At 73.1% G+C, this 16,492-nt stretch carries 12 protein-coding genes and 3 pseudogenes; 11 read left to right on the top strand and 4 right to left on the bottom strand.

Translation table 11 applies throughout. The features are described from left to right. Nucleotides 1-37 precede the first annotated feature (37 nt). Nucleotides 38-949 (top strand): hypothetical protein, encoded by a 912-nt coding sequence (locus tag ACQ95T_RS12660; RefSeq protein ID WP_425941115.1) that lies wholly within the window; start codon nucleotides 38-40, stop codon nucleotides 947-949. A gap of 107 nt (nucleotides 950-1,056) precedes the next feature. Here ACQ95T_RS12660 and ppk2 read toward each other — a convergent pair whose 3' ends face one another. Further along, complete coding sequence (ppk2, locus tag ACQ95T_RS12655; protein ID WP_425941113.1) at nucleotides 1,057-1,947, bottom strand: polyphosphate kinase 2; 891 nt, start codon at nucleotides 1,945-1,947, stop codon at nucleotides 1,057-1,059. A gap of 92 nt (nucleotides 1,948-2,039) precedes the next feature. Between ppk2 and hemW the strand changes: the two are divergent. Further along, nucleotides 2,040-3,262: pseudogene (gene hemW, locus ACQ95T_RS12650) on the top strand (radical SAM family heme chaperone HemW). Nucleotides 3,263-3,765: 503 nt separating this feature from the next. Here the strand turns inward: hemW and ACQ95T_RS12645 are convergent. The 3 genes from ACQ95T_RS12645 to fumC all read right to left on the bottom strand — a co-directional run bounded on the left by ACQ95T_RS12645 (nucleotide 3,766) and on the right by fumC (nucleotide 6,846). Next, on the bottom strand, nucleotides 3,766-4,338 hold the full coding sequence (locus ACQ95T_RS12645) for a DUF4870 domain-containing protein (RefSeq protein ID WP_425941110.1): 573 nt from the start codon (nucleotides 4,336-4,338) through the stop codon (nucleotides 3,766-3,768). A gap of 48 nt (nucleotides 4,339-4,386) precedes the next feature. Beyond that, nucleotides 4,387-5,250: a DUF3097 domain-containing protein gene (locus ACQ95T_RS12640; RefSeq protein WP_425941109.1), complete on the bottom strand. Its 864-nt coding sequence runs from the start codon at nucleotides 5,248-5,250 to the stop codon at nucleotides 4,387-4,389. 192 nt (nucleotides 5,251-5,442) lie between these two features. Next, complete coding sequence (gene fumC / locus ACQ95T_RS12635; RefSeq protein WP_425941107.1) at nucleotides 5,443-6,846, bottom strand: class II fumarate hydratase; 1,404 nt, start codon at nucleotides 6,844-6,846, stop codon at nucleotides 5,443-5,445. Between the two features lie 270 nt (nucleotides 6,847-7,116). Here fumC and hrcA point away from each other — a divergent pair, with 270 nt between their 5' ends. The 9 genes and pseudogenes from hrcA to dhaK all read left to right on the top strand — a co-directional run bounded on the left by hrcA (nucleotide 7,117) and on the right by dhaK (nucleotide 16,482). Then, nucleotides 7,117-8,142, top strand: coding sequence for a heat-inducible transcriptional repressor HrcA (gene hrcA / locus ACQ95T_RS12630; RefSeq protein ID WP_425941105.1), 1,026 nt, complete (start codon nucleotides 7,117-7,119; stop codon nucleotides 8,140-8,142). A 122-nt stretch (nucleotides 8,143-8,264) separates the two neighbouring features. Beyond that, a pseudogene (gene dnaJ, locus ACQ95T_RS12625) lies at nucleotides 8,265-9,393 on the top strand (molecular chaperone DnaJ). Between the two features lie 22 nt (nucleotides 9,394-9,415). After that, entirely contained in the window at nucleotides 9,416-10,174 is a 759-nt protein-coding gene (locus ACQ95T_RS12620; protein ID WP_425941102.1) for a 16S rRNA (uracil(1498)-N(3))-methyltransferase, read from the top strand. Further along, the gene (locus ACQ95T_RS12615; protein ID WP_425941100.1) at nucleotides 10,171-11,547 is read left to right on the top strand and encodes an MFS transporter; all 1,377 of its coding nucleotides are present in this window, start codon (nucleotides 10,171-10,173) and stop codon (nucleotides 11,545-11,547) included. Before ACQ95T_RS12620 ends, ACQ95T_RS12615 begins: the two co-directional genes overlap by 4 nt. Before the next feature lie 43 nt (nucleotides 11,548-11,590). After that, nucleotides 11,591-12,637 (top strand): PhoH family protein, encoded by a 1,047-nt coding sequence (locus ACQ95T_RS12610; protein WP_425941099.1) that lies wholly within the window; start codon nucleotides 11,591-11,593, stop codon nucleotides 12,635-12,637. Further along, nucleotides 12,634-13,134, top strand: a complete 501-nt coding sequence (gene ybeY / locus ACQ95T_RS12605) for an rRNA maturation RNase YbeY (RefSeq protein WP_425941097.1) — start codon at nucleotides 12,634-12,636, stop codon at nucleotides 13,132-13,134. The genes ACQ95T_RS12610 and ybeY overlap by 4 nt, the downstream gene beginning before the upstream one ends. Then, the gene (locus ACQ95T_RS12600; protein ID WP_425941095.1) at nucleotides 13,131-14,495 is read left to right on the top strand and encodes a hemolysin family protein; all 1,365 of its coding nucleotides are present in this window, start codon (nucleotides 13,131-13,133) and stop codon (nucleotides 14,493-14,495) included. Before ybeY ends, ACQ95T_RS12600 begins: the two co-directional genes overlap by 4 nt. After that, nucleotides 14,485-15,423, top strand: coding sequence for a GTPase Era (era, locus tag ACQ95T_RS12595; protein ID WP_425941094.1), 939 nt, complete (start codon nucleotides 14,485-14,487; stop codon nucleotides 15,421-15,423). Before ACQ95T_RS12600 ends, era begins: the two co-directional genes overlap by 11 nt. Before the next feature lie 57 nt (nucleotides 15,424-15,480). Then, nucleotides 15,481-16,482: pseudogene (gene dhaK / locus ACQ95T_RS12590) on the top strand (dihydroxyacetone kinase subunit DhaK). Nucleotides 16,483-16,492: the final 10 nt, after the last annotated feature.

The following is a 16,492-nucleotide window of genomic DNA, read 5'->3' as shown; positions in this document are numbered from 1 at the left end:
GAGACGGTCCGCCCACGGTCTCCTGCAGGCTCGACCCATGCCCCTGGACACGACGAAGCCGTTCACCCACCGGGCCGCCCGGCAGGCGGGGATCGCCCGGCACCGGCTGGCCTCGCCGCAGTTCAGCCGCCTGGCACGAGGGGTGTATGTCGACGCCTCGGTGACCCTCGACGGCTCCACGTGGGCTCGGGCCGCCCTGCTCTCGGCCCGGGACGAGGCCTTCGTGTCGCACCACACCGCCGCCGCCCTGTGGGGAGGGGTCGTTCCGCACACCGACAAGCTGCACCTGAGCGTGCCGCGCGGCGTGCGCCGCGCCGCTCGCGACGACGTGGTCGTGCACGCGTCGTCCCGCAACCCCACCGTGTTCCGGGGCCTGCGCACCACCAGCGCCGACGACACCTTCCTGGACCTGGCCAGGTCGCTCGGTCTCGTCGACCTGGTGGTCCTGGGCGACAGTCTCGTCCGTCGATGCAGGACGACGCCGAAGAAGCTCGTCCAGGCGGCCGGCACCGCGTCGGGTCGTGGTGTCGCCCTGGCGCGGAGGGCGGCGACCCTCGTGCGTCCGGGCGTCGACTCGCCGATGGAGACCCGCTGCCGGCTTCTGCGCGTCCTCGCGGGTCTGCCCGAGCTCGAGACGGACCTCCGCTTCCACGACGACCGCGGTACCCTGACCAGACGGCTGGACGCCGGTGACCGGCGGACGAGGACCGGTGTCGAGTACGACGGACGGCACCACGTCCGGCGCGAGGAGCAGTGGGAGGACGACATCGGCCGTCGGGAGGAGTTCGAGGACCAGGACTGGCGCATCGTCACCCTGGTGAGCAGGGACGTCTTCGTCACGCCCGCGCGCACGGTCGAACGGCTGCGTCGCATCCTGTCGGCACGGGGCATGACCGTCGGCCCGCCGCGGCACGAGTGGCTGCGCCACTTCTCGGGCCGGGACCACTGAGCGGTTCCGCGCCCCGGTCCACCGGGCCGGTACCACTGACCGGTCCGCCCCCGACGCAGGGCCGGCACCACTGACCGGTCCACCCTCCGGTGCGGTTCGAGAACTCCTCAGTCCCCCACGGTGTCCCGGGCGCGCCTGACGAGCCGCGGGTCGGGCCGCAGGACCACGTCGTGGTCCTTTCCCTCGTAGTCGAACTGGGACAGGAAGTGGCGCATGGCGTTGATCCGGGCCCGCTTCTTGTCGTTGGACTTCAGCGTCATCCACGGCGCCCAGTCGGTGTCCGTGCGCCGGAACATCTCCTCCTTGGCCGCGGTGTAGGCGTCCCACCGGTCCAGCGACTCCAGGTCCATGGGGGAGAGCTTCCACTGCCGCACCGGGTCCAGCTGACGGATCGCGAACCGCGTGCGCTGCTCGGTCTGGGTCACCGAGAACCAGAACTTGGTGATCGAGACCCCCGCGTCGACGAGCATCTTCTCGAACTGCGGCGCCTGCTCCATGAACAGCTCGTACTCGGCGTCGGAGCAGAACCCCATCACCCGCTCGACCCCGGCGCGGTTGTACCAGGACCGGTCGAAGAGCACCATGTCCCCGCTCGTGGGCAGGTGCTCGATGTAGCGCTGGAAGTACCACTGCCCGGCCTCGACCTCGGTCGGCTTGTTGAGGGCCACGACGGTGGCCCCGCGCGGGTTGAGGTGCTCCATGAACCGCTTGATCGACCCGCCCTTGCCGGCCGCGTCGCGTCCCTCGAAGACCAGGACGTGGCGGCTGCCGTTGTCCTTGGCCCAGTACTGGAACTTCAGCAGCTCCACCTGCAGCAGCCACTTCTCGACCTCGTAGTAGTCCCGGGTCATCCGCTCGGCGTAGGGGTAGTCCTCGCGCCAGGTGTCGACCGCGCTGCCGTCCGGCGTGATGAGGTCCGGGTCCGACCCCTGGTCGTCCCGGACGGTGTACCCCTCGTCGCGGAGCCGGTCGATGTACTCCCGGAGACGTTGCTGCACGCCTCCGACCCTATCGCCCGGCGCGGTCCCCGGGCGGCGGGGGCGAGGAGGAGAGGCGCCGACGGGTCCGCCCGTCGGGGACAATGGGAGGCGTGCCCTCGACCTTTCCTCCCGGAGACCCCGCGCCCGCGGACGGCTCGCTGCCCGCCGGCGCGCTGGAGGGTATGCCGGCACGCACCCTGGGGGTGTACCTGCACGTCCCGTTCTGCCGGGTCCGGTGCGGCTACTGCGACTTCAACACCTACACGCTGCCCGAGCTGGGCGCCGACGCCGACACCGGTCGTTACGTGGGGGCTGCCCTCGCCGAGGTCGACCTGGCCGGACGCGTTCTCGCGCAGGGGGACCCGCCGCCCGTCAGCACCGTCTTCATCGGGGGCGGGACGCCCACCATGCTGGCGCCCGCTGCCCTGGGCGCCCTGCTGGGTCGCGTCCGCGAGGTCCTCGGCCTCCGCGCGACGCGGAGGTGACCACCGAGGCCAACCCCGACACGGTGACCCCACGGGTCGCCGAGCAGCTGGCGGCCGAGGGGTTCACGCGGGTCAGCATCGGGATGCAGTCGGCCGTCCCGGACGTCCTGCGCACCCTCGACCGTACCCACGACCCCGCCAACGTGGAGCGGGCGGTCGCCGCCGCCCGGGCGGCCGGGCTGCAGGTCAGCCTGGACCTGATCTACGGCACGCCGGGGGAGTCCCTGGAGGACTGGCGCACCAGCCTGGAGACGGCGGTGTCGCTGGACCCCGACCACGTGTCGGCCTACGCCCTGGTGGTCGAGGAGGGGACCAGGCTGGCCGCCCAGGTGCGCAGGGGCGAGGTGCCGGCCCCCCAGGACGACGACGAGGCGGACAAGTACGAGCTGGCCGACCGGGTGCTGGGGCGGGGCGGTTACCACTGGTACGAGATCTCCAACTGGGCGCGCGGGCCGGAGCACCGCTGCCGGCACAACCTCGCCTACTGGCGCGGTGGGGACTGGTGGGGGATCGGTCCGGGCGCGCACAGCCACGTGGCCGGCGTGCGCTGGTGGAACGTCAAGCACCCGCGTGCCTACGCCGACCGGCTGGCCGCAGGGCTCAGCCCCGCCCACGCCCGTGAGGTGCTCGGGCCGGAACAGCGGCACGACGAGACGGTCCTGCTGCGCTCGCGCCTGGTCGAGGGCCTGCCGACCGAGCTGCTGGCGGCGCCGGCGAGGACGGCGGTCGCCGGCCTGGTCGCCGACGGTCTCGTGGACGGCCGTGAGGCCCTGCGGGGACGGGTCGTGCCGACCCTGCGCGGTAGGCTCCTCGCCGACACCGTGGTCCACCGGCTGCTGCCGGGCTGACCCGACCCGGGTCCCCTTCCGCGACACGCCGGTGCGCGCTGCGTCCTGTCGGCGCCAACGCCGGTAGAACGGGACGGACGCGCTGAACGGAAACAGACGGACACGGCAACAGCCCCTGCCGGGTATGAGCCGGCAGGGACTGGCCGCGGACGATGGTGGCCCGCTTCGCGACGTATGAGGTCGCGAAGCGGGCCACGGCCGGACGTGACGTCCCGACCGGTGCGCAAGGGGTCCGGAGGCTCGACCTCCGCGTCACCGGAGGTGGCGACGGTGTGCCCGGGGGCACGCGGTCCGCCGATCGAATCCTCGACTGTCTTGCGACCCGCCCCGCCTTGCGGAAAGGGCGTAGAACCTGTCTACTCCCGAACGGTCCCCGTGACAAGAGGTCGGCCCGAAAAAGTCTACCCGCCGCGGCGTGTCGTGTTGACACACCGCGGCGGGCAGATTGGGGTCGGGGTCCGACCGCGTCCGAGGAGGACCGTCCGGTCGGCGGTCGGGACCGCTCAGTTGAGGATGCGGATCTGGAAGGGGTACTCGAAGACCTCCCCGCGCGAGGCCATCATGGCGCCCTTGACGTGGGCCCAGATCTGCACGACGAAGAGGATGATCCACAGCGGGATCGCCCAGAGGAAACCGATCCCCAGGGTGAGGATCACGCTGAGCCACAGCGCCACGGTCGCGATGGTCATCGAGACGTTGAAGTTGAAGGCTCCCGCGGAGGCCACCCGGACCGCCTGGCTGCGGTCCTTGTAGAAGACCCACACCAGCAGCGGGCCGAGGAACGGCAGCCAGGCACCGCTGAGCAGGAAGGAGATCGGGGCCGACAGGTGGGCCAGGAGCATCATCGTGCGCTCCTCGCCCTCGACGGGGGTCCGCCCCTGACCGGACGGGCCGACGCCCTGACCGGACCACCCGCCCCGGGAGTCGGGGGCGCCGCCGGAGCGCCAGGGGTCGGTGCCCTGCCCCTGCTCGGGGCCGGGCACGTGGGGCTGCTCGCCGCCGGACAGGTCCTGCCGCTGCTGGGGCTCGGACGGACGGTCGCCGGGAATGGGGGGAGGCGGGGGTGCGGTGCTCATGTGTCGCTCCTGGGTAGGACGGCCGGAACCTCGACCTGTCCCATCCTCTCAGGGGACGGTGACGAAGTCGATCAGTTCTTCGACGCTGGAGAGCAGCGTCGGTTCCAGATCGCTGTAGGAACGCACGGAGGACAGGATCTTCTTCCAGCCGCGGGCGACGTCGGCCTGCGAACCGTGGGGCCAGCCCAAGGCCTCGAGCACCCCGTGCTTCCAGGAGCGGCCGCGCTCCACGACGGGCCACACCTGCAGGCCGAGCCGGGCCGGCTTGACCGACTGCCAGACGTCGACGTAGGGGTGCCCCAGGATGCGCGCGTGCGGGCTGACCCGCTCGGCCTCGGCGACGATCCGGGTCTCCTTGGTGCCCGGGACGAGGTGGTCCACCAGGACGCCCAGCCGGCGGTCCGGCGTCGGGGCGAAACGGCGGATCTCGCCGGCGAGGTCGTCGACCCCGTCGAGCATCTCCACGACCACGCCCTCCACCCGCAGATCGTCCCCCCAGACCTTCTCGACCAGCTCGGCGTCGTGCCGCCCCTCGACCCAGATCCGGGACCCGGAGGCCACGCGCGCCGCCTGCCCGCGCACGGCCACCGACCCGCTCGCCGTCCGGGAGGCCGCCTGCCGGGCAGCCTCCACCTGCGCCCGGCACTCGCCGGTCGGGACGGTGAGCACGACGGGTCGTCCCTCGAGGAGGAACCCCGGACCCAGCGGGAACCCGCGGGTGCGGCCCCGGCGGTCCTCCAGGTGCACGACCTGCATGCCCCCGGCCTTCTCCACCCGCACCACGGCGCCGCACCACCCGGTGTCCACGTCCTCGACGACCAGGCCGGGCTCGGCCTCCACGGGCTGGGCGCGACCCCTCCGCGGGGCGCGCCAGTCGGTGCTCAGCACGTCGGTTCCGTAGCGGTCGCTCACAGCCGTCGAGGGTATGCCGTGGGGCAGGTGGGTCGGGTGAGGCGCGCCAGGGCGAGGGTCACCGGGGACGCGGCCGGCCCCGTCCGTCGTCGACGGGGCCCGTCCGTAACCGGCCAGTCCGTCGTCGACGGGGCCCGTCCGTGGCCGACCGGGACCGTCCGTGGCCGGCCGGGCCCGTCCGGGTGCGTCGTCTCAGTCCTGTCGGGGACCCGTCATGTCGGCGGGGACGACCCAGGCGTCGAACTGCTCCTCGGTCAGCTCGCCGCTGGCCACGGCGGCCTCGCGCAGGGTCAGGCCCTCCTTGTGGGCCTTCTTGGCGATGGCGGCGGCCTTGTCGTAGCCGATGTGCGGGTTGAGCGCGGTCACCTGCATGAGGTTGCTGGCCAGGTTGGCCTCGATGCGATCGGTGTTGGGCTCCAGGCCGACCGCGCAGCCGTCGTTGAAGGCCCGGCAGGCGTCGGCGATCAGCCGGATGCTCTCCAGCACCCCGTGCACCATGACCGGCTTGAAGACGTTCAGCTGGAAGTTGCCCTGTGTACCGGCGAAGGCCACCGTGGCGTCGTTGCCGAAGACCCGCGTCGCCACCATCGTCAGCGCCTCGGCCTGGGTCGGGTTGACCTTGCCGGGCATGATGCTCGAGCCGGGCTCGTTCTCGGGGATGTTCAGCTCGCCGATGCCGTTGCGCGGTCCGGAGGCCAGCCAGCGCACGTCGTTGGCCATCTTCATCAGGGCGCCGGCCAGGGTGCGCAGCGCGGCGGAGGTCTGCACGAGGGCGTCGTGGGCGGACAGCGCGGCGAACTTGTTCTCCGCCGAGCGCAGCTCCAGGCCCGCCTCCTCGCCCATCTTCCGGGCCGCCAGGTCCCCGAACCGGGGGTGGGCGTTGAGCCCGGTGCCGACCGCGGTGCCGCCGATGGCCAGCTCGCGCAGCCCCTCACCGGCGTGCCGGACCTCGGCCATGGCGTAGTCGAGCTGCGCGACCCAGCCGCCGATCTCCTGACCCAGCGTGATGGGGGTGGCGTCCTGCAGGTGGGTGCGTCCGACCTTGACGACGTCGGCATGCTCCTGCGCCTTGGCGGCCAGGGTGTCGCGGAGCACCGACACGCCGCCCTCGAGCCGGTCGCGCAGCTCGAGCAGCACGGCGATGTGCATCGCCGTGGGGAAGGTGTCGTTGCTGCTCTGGCCCCGGTTGACGTGGTCGTTGGGGTGGACCGGGGTCTTGCTGCCGAGCTCGCCGCCGGCCAGCTCGATCGCCCGGTTGGCGATGACCTCGTTGCTGTTCATGTTGCTCTGCGTCCCCGAGCCGGTCTGGAAGACCACGAGGGGGAAGTGGTCGTCGAGGTCACCGGCCACGACCTCGTCGGCCGCCCGGACGATGAGGTCGGCCACGTCCTGCGGCAGCTCACCGAGCTCGGCGTTGGCCTGGGCAGCGCCCTTCTTGAGGATGCCCAGGGCCTTGATCACCGGCCGGCCCCAGACGAAGGTGTCCCGGCCGATGGGGAAGTTGTGGATGCTGCGCTGCGTCTGCGCGCCCCAATAACGGTCGGAGGGGACCTCGACCTGTCCCATGCTGTCGCTCTCGATGCGCACCTGGTTCATGGGCTCATCGTAGGTTCCGCGGCGGGGCGGGTGCCGCGGGGTGCCCGGACCGGGAGTGCAGGGACGGTCGACCGTGCCGATCGGTTGCCTGCCCGGCTCGCTCGGTCGCCTGCCCGGCTCGCTCGGTTGCCCGACCGGCTCGCTTGCCCCGGCCGCGTAGACTGGCACTCGACGCTCAGGAGTGCCAGGCCCCCGTGCCGGCAGCCCCGGGGTCGCCGACGGTCCGGGACCGTCGGCCCGACAGCACCGACGACGGAGGTGGAGGAGATCATGACCGTCAGCGACGACCGACGCCTCCAGGTGCTGCGCGCGATCGTGCAGGACTACGTGCGCACCTCCGAGCCCGTGGGCTCCAGGGCCCTGCTCGAGCGCCACCAGCTGGGGGTGTCCGCCGCCACGGTGCGCAACGACATGGCCGTGCTGGAGGAGGAGGGCCTGATCACCGCCCCGCACACCAGCGCCGGGAGGGTGCCCACGGACGCGGGCTACCGGCTCTTCGTCGACCGCCTCTCGGCGGTCAAGCCGCTCAGCCGCGGGGAGCGGACCGCGATCGAGCACTTCCTGCAGGGGGCGGTCGACCTCGACGACGTGGTCTCGCGCACCACGCGGCTCCTGTCGAGCCTGACCCACCAGGTCGCGGTGATGCAGTACCCCAGCCTGTCCCGTTCCACGGTCCGGCACGTGGAGCTCGTCCCCATCGGCGGTCCCCGCCTCATGGTGGTCCTCATCGTCAACACCGGACGGGTCGAGCAGCGGGTCATCGACACCGGCCGCGAGCTGACCGCCGACGCGGACCTGGTGGCCGACCTGCGCTCGCGGATCAACTCCGCCTCCGTCGGTCAGCCGCTCCCGAGCGTCCCGGCCCGGCTGGACGTTCTCGTGGACGGCGTGGCCCCGGAGGACCGGCCGGTGGCGACCGCCGTCGCCCGCGCGCTGGCCGACGCGGTCGCCGAGCAGGCCGAGGAGCGCATCTTCCTCAGCGGCACCGCCAACCTCGCCCGGTCCGGGAACGACTTCCCCACCTCGCTGTCCGCGGTGCTGGACGCCCTCGAGGAGCACGTCGTGCTGCTCCGCCTCATGGGCAGCATGGCCACCCTCGCCGACGGGGACCAGGTCGCGGTCAGCATCGGGATGGAAAATCCCTACGAGCCGCTGCGGACCACCTCGGTCGTCGCCACCAGCTACGGCGACGCGGGCGGCCTGGGTGTGGTCGGTCCCACCCGGATGGACTACCCCCAGGCGATGGCGGCCGTGCGGGCCGTGGCCCGCTACGTCGCCGAGATCCTGGACGGATGACCCTGCACGCCCCTGACCGGACGACCGTCCCTGCCGGTCGACGACGACATGGCCCGGCATAGTTCGGGCGCCCGCGCCGTTGACACTCCCGTTGCCCCCGACCACCAAGGAACTTCCACGCCGTGAACGACTACTACGCCGACCTCGGGGTCTCCCGCGACGCCAGCGCCGAGGAGATCAAGAAGGCCTACCGCAAGAAGGCGCGCCACCTGCACCCCGACGTCAACCCCGGCCCGGACGCCGAGGCCGAGTTCAAAGCGGGTCTCCCAGGCCTACGACGTGCTCTCCGACCAGTCCAAGCGGACGGCCTACGACCGCGGCCAGGACCCCTACGCGGGCGCCACCGGCGGGTTCGGCCAGGGATTCACCTTCACCGACATCATGGACGCCTTCTTCGGGGGCACCGCGGCCGGCACGCGGGGTCCGCGCTCGCGCGTGCAGCGGGGCCACGACGCCCTCGTGCGCCTGGACGTGGAGCTGTCCACCGCCGTCTTCGGCGGCGAGGAGAACCTGACGGTCGACACGGCCGTGCGCTGCTCCACCTGCACCGGGTCGGGCGCCCAGCCCGGCAGCGGGACCCGCACGTGCGCGGTCTGCTCCGGCCGCGGCGAGGTGCAGCAGGTGCAGCGCTCCTTCCTCGGCCAGGTGATGACCTCGCGCCCCTGCCAGGCCTGCCGGGGCTACGGCGACGTCATCGAGCACCCGTGCTTCGACTGCTCGGGGGAGGGTCGGGTCCGCACCCGGCGCGAGCTGACCATTTAGGTGCCCGCCGGGGTCGACAGCGGGACCCGCATCCAGCTGGGCGGCGAGAGCGAGGTCGGTCCCTTCGGCGGTGAGCCGGGGGACCTCTACGTGGAGATCGCGGTCGCCCCGCACGAGACGTTCACCCGGCGCGGCGACGACCTGCACTGCCGGGTCGAGGTGCCGATGACGGCCGCGGCGCTGGGCGCCACCCTGCCGGTGGAGACCTTCGACGGTCCGGTCGAGGTCGACGTGCCCGAGGGCACCCAGCCCGGCCAGACCGTGACCCTGCCCGGCCTCGGGGTGGGGCACCTGCGGGCGCAGGGGCGGGGCGACGTCGTGGTCCACCTCGACGTGCGCGTCCCGACCCGCCTCAGCGCGCCCCAGCGCGAGCTTCTCGTCCAGCTGGCGGCGGAGCGAGGGGAGACCGACCCGGAGGGTCGGATGGCGACCGTGGGGTCGCACGCCGGGCGCGCCGGCAAGTTCTGGGACGCGCTGCGCGGCCGGTGACGGCGACCGTGGCGGTGCCATCGTGACCGCACCGCTCTTCGTCGTCGGCCCCGAGCTGCTGACCGGCGACGGAGCGGTCCTGCGGCTGGACGGCCCCGAGGGTCGCCACGCCGCCGACGTCCAGCGCCTGGGGACGGGCGAGACGCTGGTCCTCGCCGACGGCCGGGGTGCCTGGGCCCGGTGCCGGGTCGAGGAGGCACACCGGGGCGCGCTGGACCTGGTGGTGCTGGAGCGCGGCACCGACCCGGCGCCACCGGTGCGCCACGTGCTCGTCCAGGCGCTCGCCAAGGGCGACCGCGACCTGCAGGCGGTGGAGAGCGCCACCGAGATGGAGGTCGACGAGGTCGTGCCGTGGCAGGCCGACCGCAGCATCGTGCGCTGGCGGGGGGAGCGGGCCGCGAAGTCCCACCGCCGGTGGGAGCAGCAGGTCCTGGCGGCGGGCAAGCAGGCCCGGCGCACCCGCCTGCCGGTCGTCGCCGGGCTCGCCGGCCGGACGGACCTGCTCGCGCGCGCCTCCGCCGCGGACCTCGCGCTGGTCCTGCACGAGGAGGCCGAGGAGACCCTGACCGCCGTGCTGGACGGCACCGACCTCACCGGGAGCTCCGGACCCCTCGAGGTGGTGGTCGTCGTGGGGCCCGAGGGGGGCATCACCCCTGAGGAGCTGACCGCGCTGCGCGACGCGGGCGCACGCGCCGTGCGCCTCGGTGGTGCCGTCCTGCGCACCTCGACGGCCGGTGCGGCTGCGCTCGCCCTGCTCAACGCCCGCGGACGGTGGCGATGAGCACCGCCCCCCGGGAGCTTCCGGTGCGTCCGTCGGTGCCGCCGTCCATCTTCTCCCCGGGGCTGCGCAGCACCTCGGTCGGCGCCGCCGCCCTCATCTCCCTCTTCGCCCTGGAGTACATCGCCGTCGGGGCGGCCATGCCGACCGTGGCCGCCGACCTGCAGGGCTACCACCTGTACAACATGGCCTTCGGCGCCACGGTGGCCGCCAGCGTCGTCGGCATGGTCGTGGGCGGCTGGTGGTCCGACCGTGCCGGGCCCCGTCCCGTCGTGCTCGCCGGGGCCGGCCTGTTCACCGCCGGTCTGCTGCTCGCCGGCCTGGCCGGCACCATGGAGGTCTTCGTCGTCGGCCGGGGCCTGCAGGGCCTGGGCAGCGGGCTGTCGACCGTCGCGCTCTACGTCGTCATCGCCCAGCGCATCCCCGACCAGCGCCGGCCGGCGGTGTTCTCCCTGCTGGCCGCGGCCTGGGTGGTGCCCGGGCTGGCCGGCCCCCTGCTCACGGGGCTCGTCGTGGAGCGGTTCACCTGGCACTGGGTCTTCCTGGGCGTGGCCCCGTTCGTCGCCCTGTCCGTGGCGGTGCTGTGGCGGGCCCTGGCCGCCACCCGTCCCGGCGCGGGCGCGGCATACCTGCGGCCGGCCACCATCGCCTGGGCCGTCGTGGCCGCGGTCGCGGTCGGGGTGCTCAACCTGGCCGGGACCTCCGTGGACGGCGTGGAGCGGATCGTGGGGCCCGCGCTGCTCCTGCTGCTGCTCGTCGCCTCCTGGCACCTGCTCCCGGCGGGGACGCTCACGCTGGCCCGGGGGTTGCCCTCGGTGATCGGCGTGCGCGCGGCCATGGGGGGTTCCTTCCTGGCGGCCGAGGCCTACCTGCCGCTCATGCTGCGCGACGAGCACGGCTACTCCCCGGCGCAGGCCGGTGCGGTGCTCGCGGTCGCCTCGGTGACCTGGGCGCTGGGGTCCTGGGCCCAGGGGCGCCTGGGGGAGACCTCGGACCGCTACACCCTGATGCGGGTGGGGGTCGTCGTCTTCCTCACCCTCATGGTCGGGCTCGTGGTGGCGGTGGCCCTCACCTGGCCGGGCTGGGTGGTCGTCCTGCTGTACGGCGCCGCCACCCTGGGGGTCGGGCTGGCCTACCCGACGACGTCGCTGCTGACGATGCGGCTGTCGCCGGAGGCGGAGATCGGCCGCAACAGCTCGGCCCTGCAGGTGGGCGAGTCGCTGACCGGTGCGGTGACGCTGGCCGTGACCGGCGTCGTCTTCGGCGTCTTCTACGGCACCGACCCGCACGCGGCGTTCGTGGGCACCCTGGCGGTGGCCGTCTCCGTGGGCGCGGTGTCGGTGCTCAGCGCCTGGCGCGCCCGGTCGGCGGCCTGACGATGGGGCTCCTGGCCGCACCCCGCCTAGACTGGAGCACCTGATGAGCGAACCCCAGCCCGGACCCCGCGTGGTCCCCACCCACACCGTCGTCGTCCCCGACGACGTCCCCATGGTCAGCCTGCTCGGTCCCCGGGACGAGCTGCTGCGCACGATCGAGCGCGCCTTCCCCAAGGTCGACGTCCACGTGCGCGGCAACGAGTTCCGGCTCACCGGGGACACCGGTGAGATGGCGCTGGTCGAGCGGCTCGTCGACGAGCTGCTCGCGGTCGCCGCCACCGGTCAGCCGCTGAACCGGGACGCGGTGGAGCGCTCGATCGGCATGCTGCGCACGAGCACCACCGAGCGTCCCGCCGACGTGCTGACCATGAACATCATCAGCAGCCGCGGGCGCACGATCCGCCCCAAGACGCTCAACCAGAAGCACTACGTCGACGCGATCGACGATCACACCATCATCTTCGGTCTGGGGCCGGCCGGCACCGGCAAGACCTACCTGGCGATGGCCAAGGCGGTCGCGGCCCTGCAGGCCAAGCAGGTCAACCGGATCATCCTGACCCGGCCCGCCGTCGAGGCCGGCGAGCGGCTGGGCTTCCTGCCGGGCACCCTCAACGACAAGATCGACCCCTACCTGCGTCCGCTGTACGACGCACTGCACGACATGGTCGACCCGGACTCGATGGCCAAGCTCATGGCGGCCGGCACGATCGAGGTCGCGCCGCTGGCCTACATGCGGGGGCGCACGCTCAACTCGGCGTTCATCATCCTGGACGAGGCGCAGAACACCTCCCCGGAGCAGATGAAGATGTTCCTGACCCGCCTCGGCTTCGGCTCCAAGATGGTGGTCACCGGGGACACCACCCAGGTCGACCTGCCCGGGGGGACCAGCTCGGGCCTGAAGGTCGTCCAGGACATCCTGCACGACGTCGACGACATCCACTTCGCCCACCTCACCAGCGACGACGTCGTGCGCCACCGCCTGATCAGCGACATCGTCGACGCCTACGGCCGCTACGACGCCCGGCGCGCCGGGCAGGACCGGGCCCGGTCCCCGCGGCGCACCCGGACGGGGGAGGGGTCGGCACCGTGAGCGTGGAGGTCCTCAACGAGTCGGGGGAGGTGCCCTCACCCTGCCCGGAGCAGGAGCTGGCCGACCTGGCCAGGCACGTCCTCGACCAGCTGCGGGTCCATCCCCGGGCCGAGCTGACGGTGACCCTCGTCGACGAGGCGACGATGGCCGCCCTGCACGAACGGTGGATGGACCTGGCCGGTCCCACCGACGTGATGAGCTTCCCCATGGACGAGCTGCGTCCCGGTCGGGAGGACGCCGAGCCGGTGGAGGGCGTGCTGGGCGACGTCGTGCTGTGCCCGGCCGTCGCGCGCGCCCAGGCCGCCGCCGCCGGACACGCCGTCGGGGACGAGCTGCTGCTGCTGACCACCCACGGCATCCTGCACCTGCTCGGGTTCGACCACGCCGAGCCCGCCGAGGAGCGCGAGATGTTCGACCTGCAGCGCACGCTGCTGCTGACCTTCCTGGCCCAGCGCGGGCGGACCACGACGGCGGCGCCGGAGGCGGGCCGCACGTGACCCCGCTCGTGCTGGTGGCCGTCGTCGCCACCGTCGTGGCCTTCCTGCTCACCGCCGGCGAGACCGCGCTCCAGCGGGTGACCCGGCACCGCGCCGAGCAGCTGTCCGACGAGGGCCGTCGGGGTGCGCGCGCCCTGCTGCGGATCAGCGCGGACCCGGCCCCCTACCTGGCCGTGGCCACCTTCGTGCGGGTCACGGCCGAGGCCGCCACCGCGGTGGCGGTCACGGTCGCGGTCGACATGGTCACCGACTCGCACTGGCAGACCGCCCTGGTCGCCACCGGCATCATGGCGGTCGTCTCGTTCGTCGTCGTCGGGGTCTCCCCGCGCACCCTGGGTCGACAGCACGCCGAGGCGGTCGCGCTGACCGCGGCGCCGGTGGTGCGGTTGCTGCGCCTGCTGCTCGGCGCCGTCGCCAAGCTGCTCGTCGTCTTCGCCAACGCGGTCACCCCCGGTCGCGGCTACGCGGAGGGCCCCTTCGCGACCGAGTCCGAGCTGCGCGAGCTCGTCGACCTCGCGGGCGACTCGGCCGTCATCGAGGACGAGGAGCGGGACATGATCCACTCGATCTTCGAGCTGGGCGACACGGTCGTGCGGGAGGTCATGGTGCCGCGGCCGGACCTGGTCACCATCAAGGACGAGAAGGTCCTGCAGCAGGCCATGTCCCTGTTCCTGCGCTCGGGCTTCTCCCGTGTCCCGGTGGTCGGGGAGGACACCGACGACGTGCTGGGGATGCTCTACTTCAAGGACGTGGCGCGCCAGGTCAACGCCAACCCGGGGGCCGCCCGGTCGGTCGCGGTCACCGAGGTGATGCGCACCGTGCAGCGCGTCCCGGAGATGAAGCGGGTCGACGAGCTGCTGCGGGAGATGCAGCGCGCCCGTCAGCACGTCGCCGTCGTCATCGACGAGTACGGCGGCACCGCCGGCCTGGTGACGATCGAGGACATCGTGGAGGAGATCGTCGGGGAGATCACCGACGAGTACGACCGGGACCAGGTCGAGGTCGAGCGCGTGCTGGACGAGGACGGCCAGGAGCGGGTCCGCGTCCCGGCCAACCTGCCCGTGGACGACCTGGCGGAGATGTTCGAGGTCGAGATCGAGGCCGAGGACGTCGACTCCGTCGGTGGGCTGCTGGCCACCGCCCTGGGAATGGTCCCGATCCAGGGGGCGGTCGCCGAGGTCGCCGACCTGGAGCTGACCGCCGAGCGGATGGCCGGGCGGCGCCGCCGCGTCGCGACCGTGCTGGTCCGCCGCCTGCCTGCGCCCGATCCCGACCAGCCCGGACGCCCCGGGACCACGGTCGACCCCGCCGCCGACACCGACACCGACACCGAGTCCACGGAGGTCACCCGTGCATCCTGACCCGCCCGCCACGGGCGGACCCGAGCACCGCAGCGGGTTCGCCTGCCTCGTGGGGCGGCCCAACGCCGGCAAGTCCACGCTGACCAACGCCCTCGTCGGCAGCAAGGTGGCCATCACCTCCTCCAAGCCGCAGACGACCCGGCACACGATCCGCGGGATCCGCACCACCGCCGACTCCCAGCTGGTGCTGGTCGACACCCCCGGGCTGCACCGGCCCCGCTCGCTCCTGGGCCAGCGGCTGAACAACCTGGTGCGTGAGGCCCTGCTGTCCGTCGACGTCATCGGCTTCTGCCTGCCCTCCGACCAGCGGGTGGGTCCGGGCGACACCTACATCGCCAAGGACCTTCTCGAGCTGCACCGCGTGCGCCGGGTCCCGGTCGTGGCCATCGCCACCAAGGCCGACGCGGTGGGCCGCGACAGGCTGGCGGAGCACCTGGTGGCGATCGACCGGCTGGGCGACTGGGACGCGATCATCCCGTGCTCGGCGGTCAGCGGGGAGCAGGTCGAGCAGGTCGCGGACCTGCTGGCCTCCTACCTGCCGCCGTCCCCTCCCCTCTACCCCTCCGACCAGGTGAGCGACGAGTCGACGGTCGTGATGATCGCCGAGCTCGTCCGGGAGGCCGCCCTGGAGGGGGTGCACGACGAGCTGCCGCACAGCCTGGCCGTCCAGGTCGACGAGATCGTGCCGCGCCCCGACCGTCCCGAGGGTGACCCCATGAGCGACGTGCGGGTCAACGTCTTCGTGGAGCGCCCCAGCCAGAAGGCGATCATCATCGGGCGGGGAGGCTCGCGCCTGCGCGAGGTCGGTACCACCGCCCGGCGCGGCATCGAGGAGCTCCTCGGCCACCGCGTCTACCTCGACCTGCACGTGAAGGTGGCCAAGGACTGGCAGCGCGACCCCAAGCAGCTGGACCGGCTCGGCTTCTGAGGCGACCGTCGTGCGGTCGCGCGTGTGCCGCCGTCCGGCAGGTGGCAGAGTGACCCCATGAAGAAGCTCCTCAACGACCCCGCCGACATGGTGGTCGAGGCGCTGACCGGCATGGCCCTGGCCCATCCGGACCTGATCGAGGTGGACCTCGGGGCCAGGGTGGTGAGCCGGCGCGGAGGGCCGGTCCCGGGCAAGGTGGGCGTCGTCGCCGGCGGGGGGTCCGGGCACGAGCCGCTGCACGCGGGCTACGTCGGTGCGGGGATGCTCGACGCCGCCTGCTGCGGGGAGGTGTTCACCTCACCCGTCCCCGACCAGTGGCTCGCGGCCGTCCGCGCCGCCGACGGCGGCGCGGGGTGCTGCTGGTCGTCAAGAACTACACCGGGGACGTGCTCAACGTCGACATGGCCGTGGAGCTCGCCGGGCTGGACGGGGGACCCGAGGTCGAGGTCGTCCTCGTGGCCGACGACGTCGCGGTCCAGGACAGCACCTGGACCGCCGGGCGTCGCGGGACGGGCCTGACCGTGCTGCTGGAGAAGCTCGTCGGTGCCGCCGCGGAGGAGGGCCGGTCCCTGGCGAGTGCACGGCGCTGGCGCGCCGGCTCACGGCCGGCGGGGGGTCGATGGGCGTGGCGCTGGACTCGCCGACCGTCCCGGCGGGGGGCGCCCCCACCTTCGTCCTGTCCGAGGGGAGATGGAGCTGGGCGTGGGGATCCACGGCGAGCCCGGACGCGCCCGGGTGCCCGCGACGTCGGCCCGGGAGGTGGCCGCAGCCCTCGTCGGACCGGTGCTGGGCGACCTGGGCCTGCGGTCCGGGGAGAGCGTGCTGGTCCTGGTCAACGGGCTGGGCGGGACCCCGCTCATGGAGCTGTACCTCATGCACCACGAGGTCCACGCCCTGCTGGACCGGGCCGGTGTCACCGTGGCCCGGTCGTTGGTGGGCAACTACATCACGTCGCTGGAGACGGCCGGCTGCACGGTCACCCTCCTGCGCGCCGACGACGACGTCGTGGCCCTGTGGGACGCCCCCGTGGCGACCCCCGGGCTGCGATGGGGATCCTGAGAGGAACGAG

The sequence above is a fragment of the Ornithinimicrobium carbonis genome (genome assembly GCF_050703245.1).
GTDB lineage: Bacteria > Actinomycetota > Actinomycetes > Actinomycetales > Dermatophilaceae > Ornithinicoccus.
The sequence above is the reverse complement of the archived record's forward strand: the minus strand, read 5'-3'. Positions and strand labels throughout refer to the sequence as shown.

Excerpts from the sequence above, each read along its gene's own strand:
- fumC (WP_425941107.1), bottom strand. The coding sequence starts at position 6,846 with ATGAACCAGGTGCGCATCGAGAGCGACAGCATGGGACAGGTCGAGGTC.
- ACQ95T_RS12660 (WP_425941115.1), top strand. The coding sequence starts at position 38 with ATGCCCCTGGACACGACGAAGCCGTTCACCCACCGGGCCGCCCGGCAG.
- hrcA (WP_425941105.1), top strand. The coding sequence starts at position 7,117 with ATGACCGTCAGCGACGACCGACGCCTCCAGGTGCTGCGCGCGATCGTG.
- ACQ95T_RS12615 (WP_425941100.1), top strand. The coding sequence starts at position 10,171 with ATGAGCACCGCCCCCCGGGAGCTTCCGGTGCGTCCGTCGGTGCCGCCG.
- ACQ95T_RS12610 (WP_425941099.1), top strand. The coding sequence starts at position 11,591 with ATGAGCGAACCCCAGCCCGGACCCCGCGTGGTCCCCACCCACACCGTC.
- ACQ95T_RS12645 (WP_425941110.1), bottom strand. The coding sequence starts at position 4,338 with ATGAGCACCGCACCCCCGCCTCCCCCCATTCCCGGCGACCGTCCGTCC.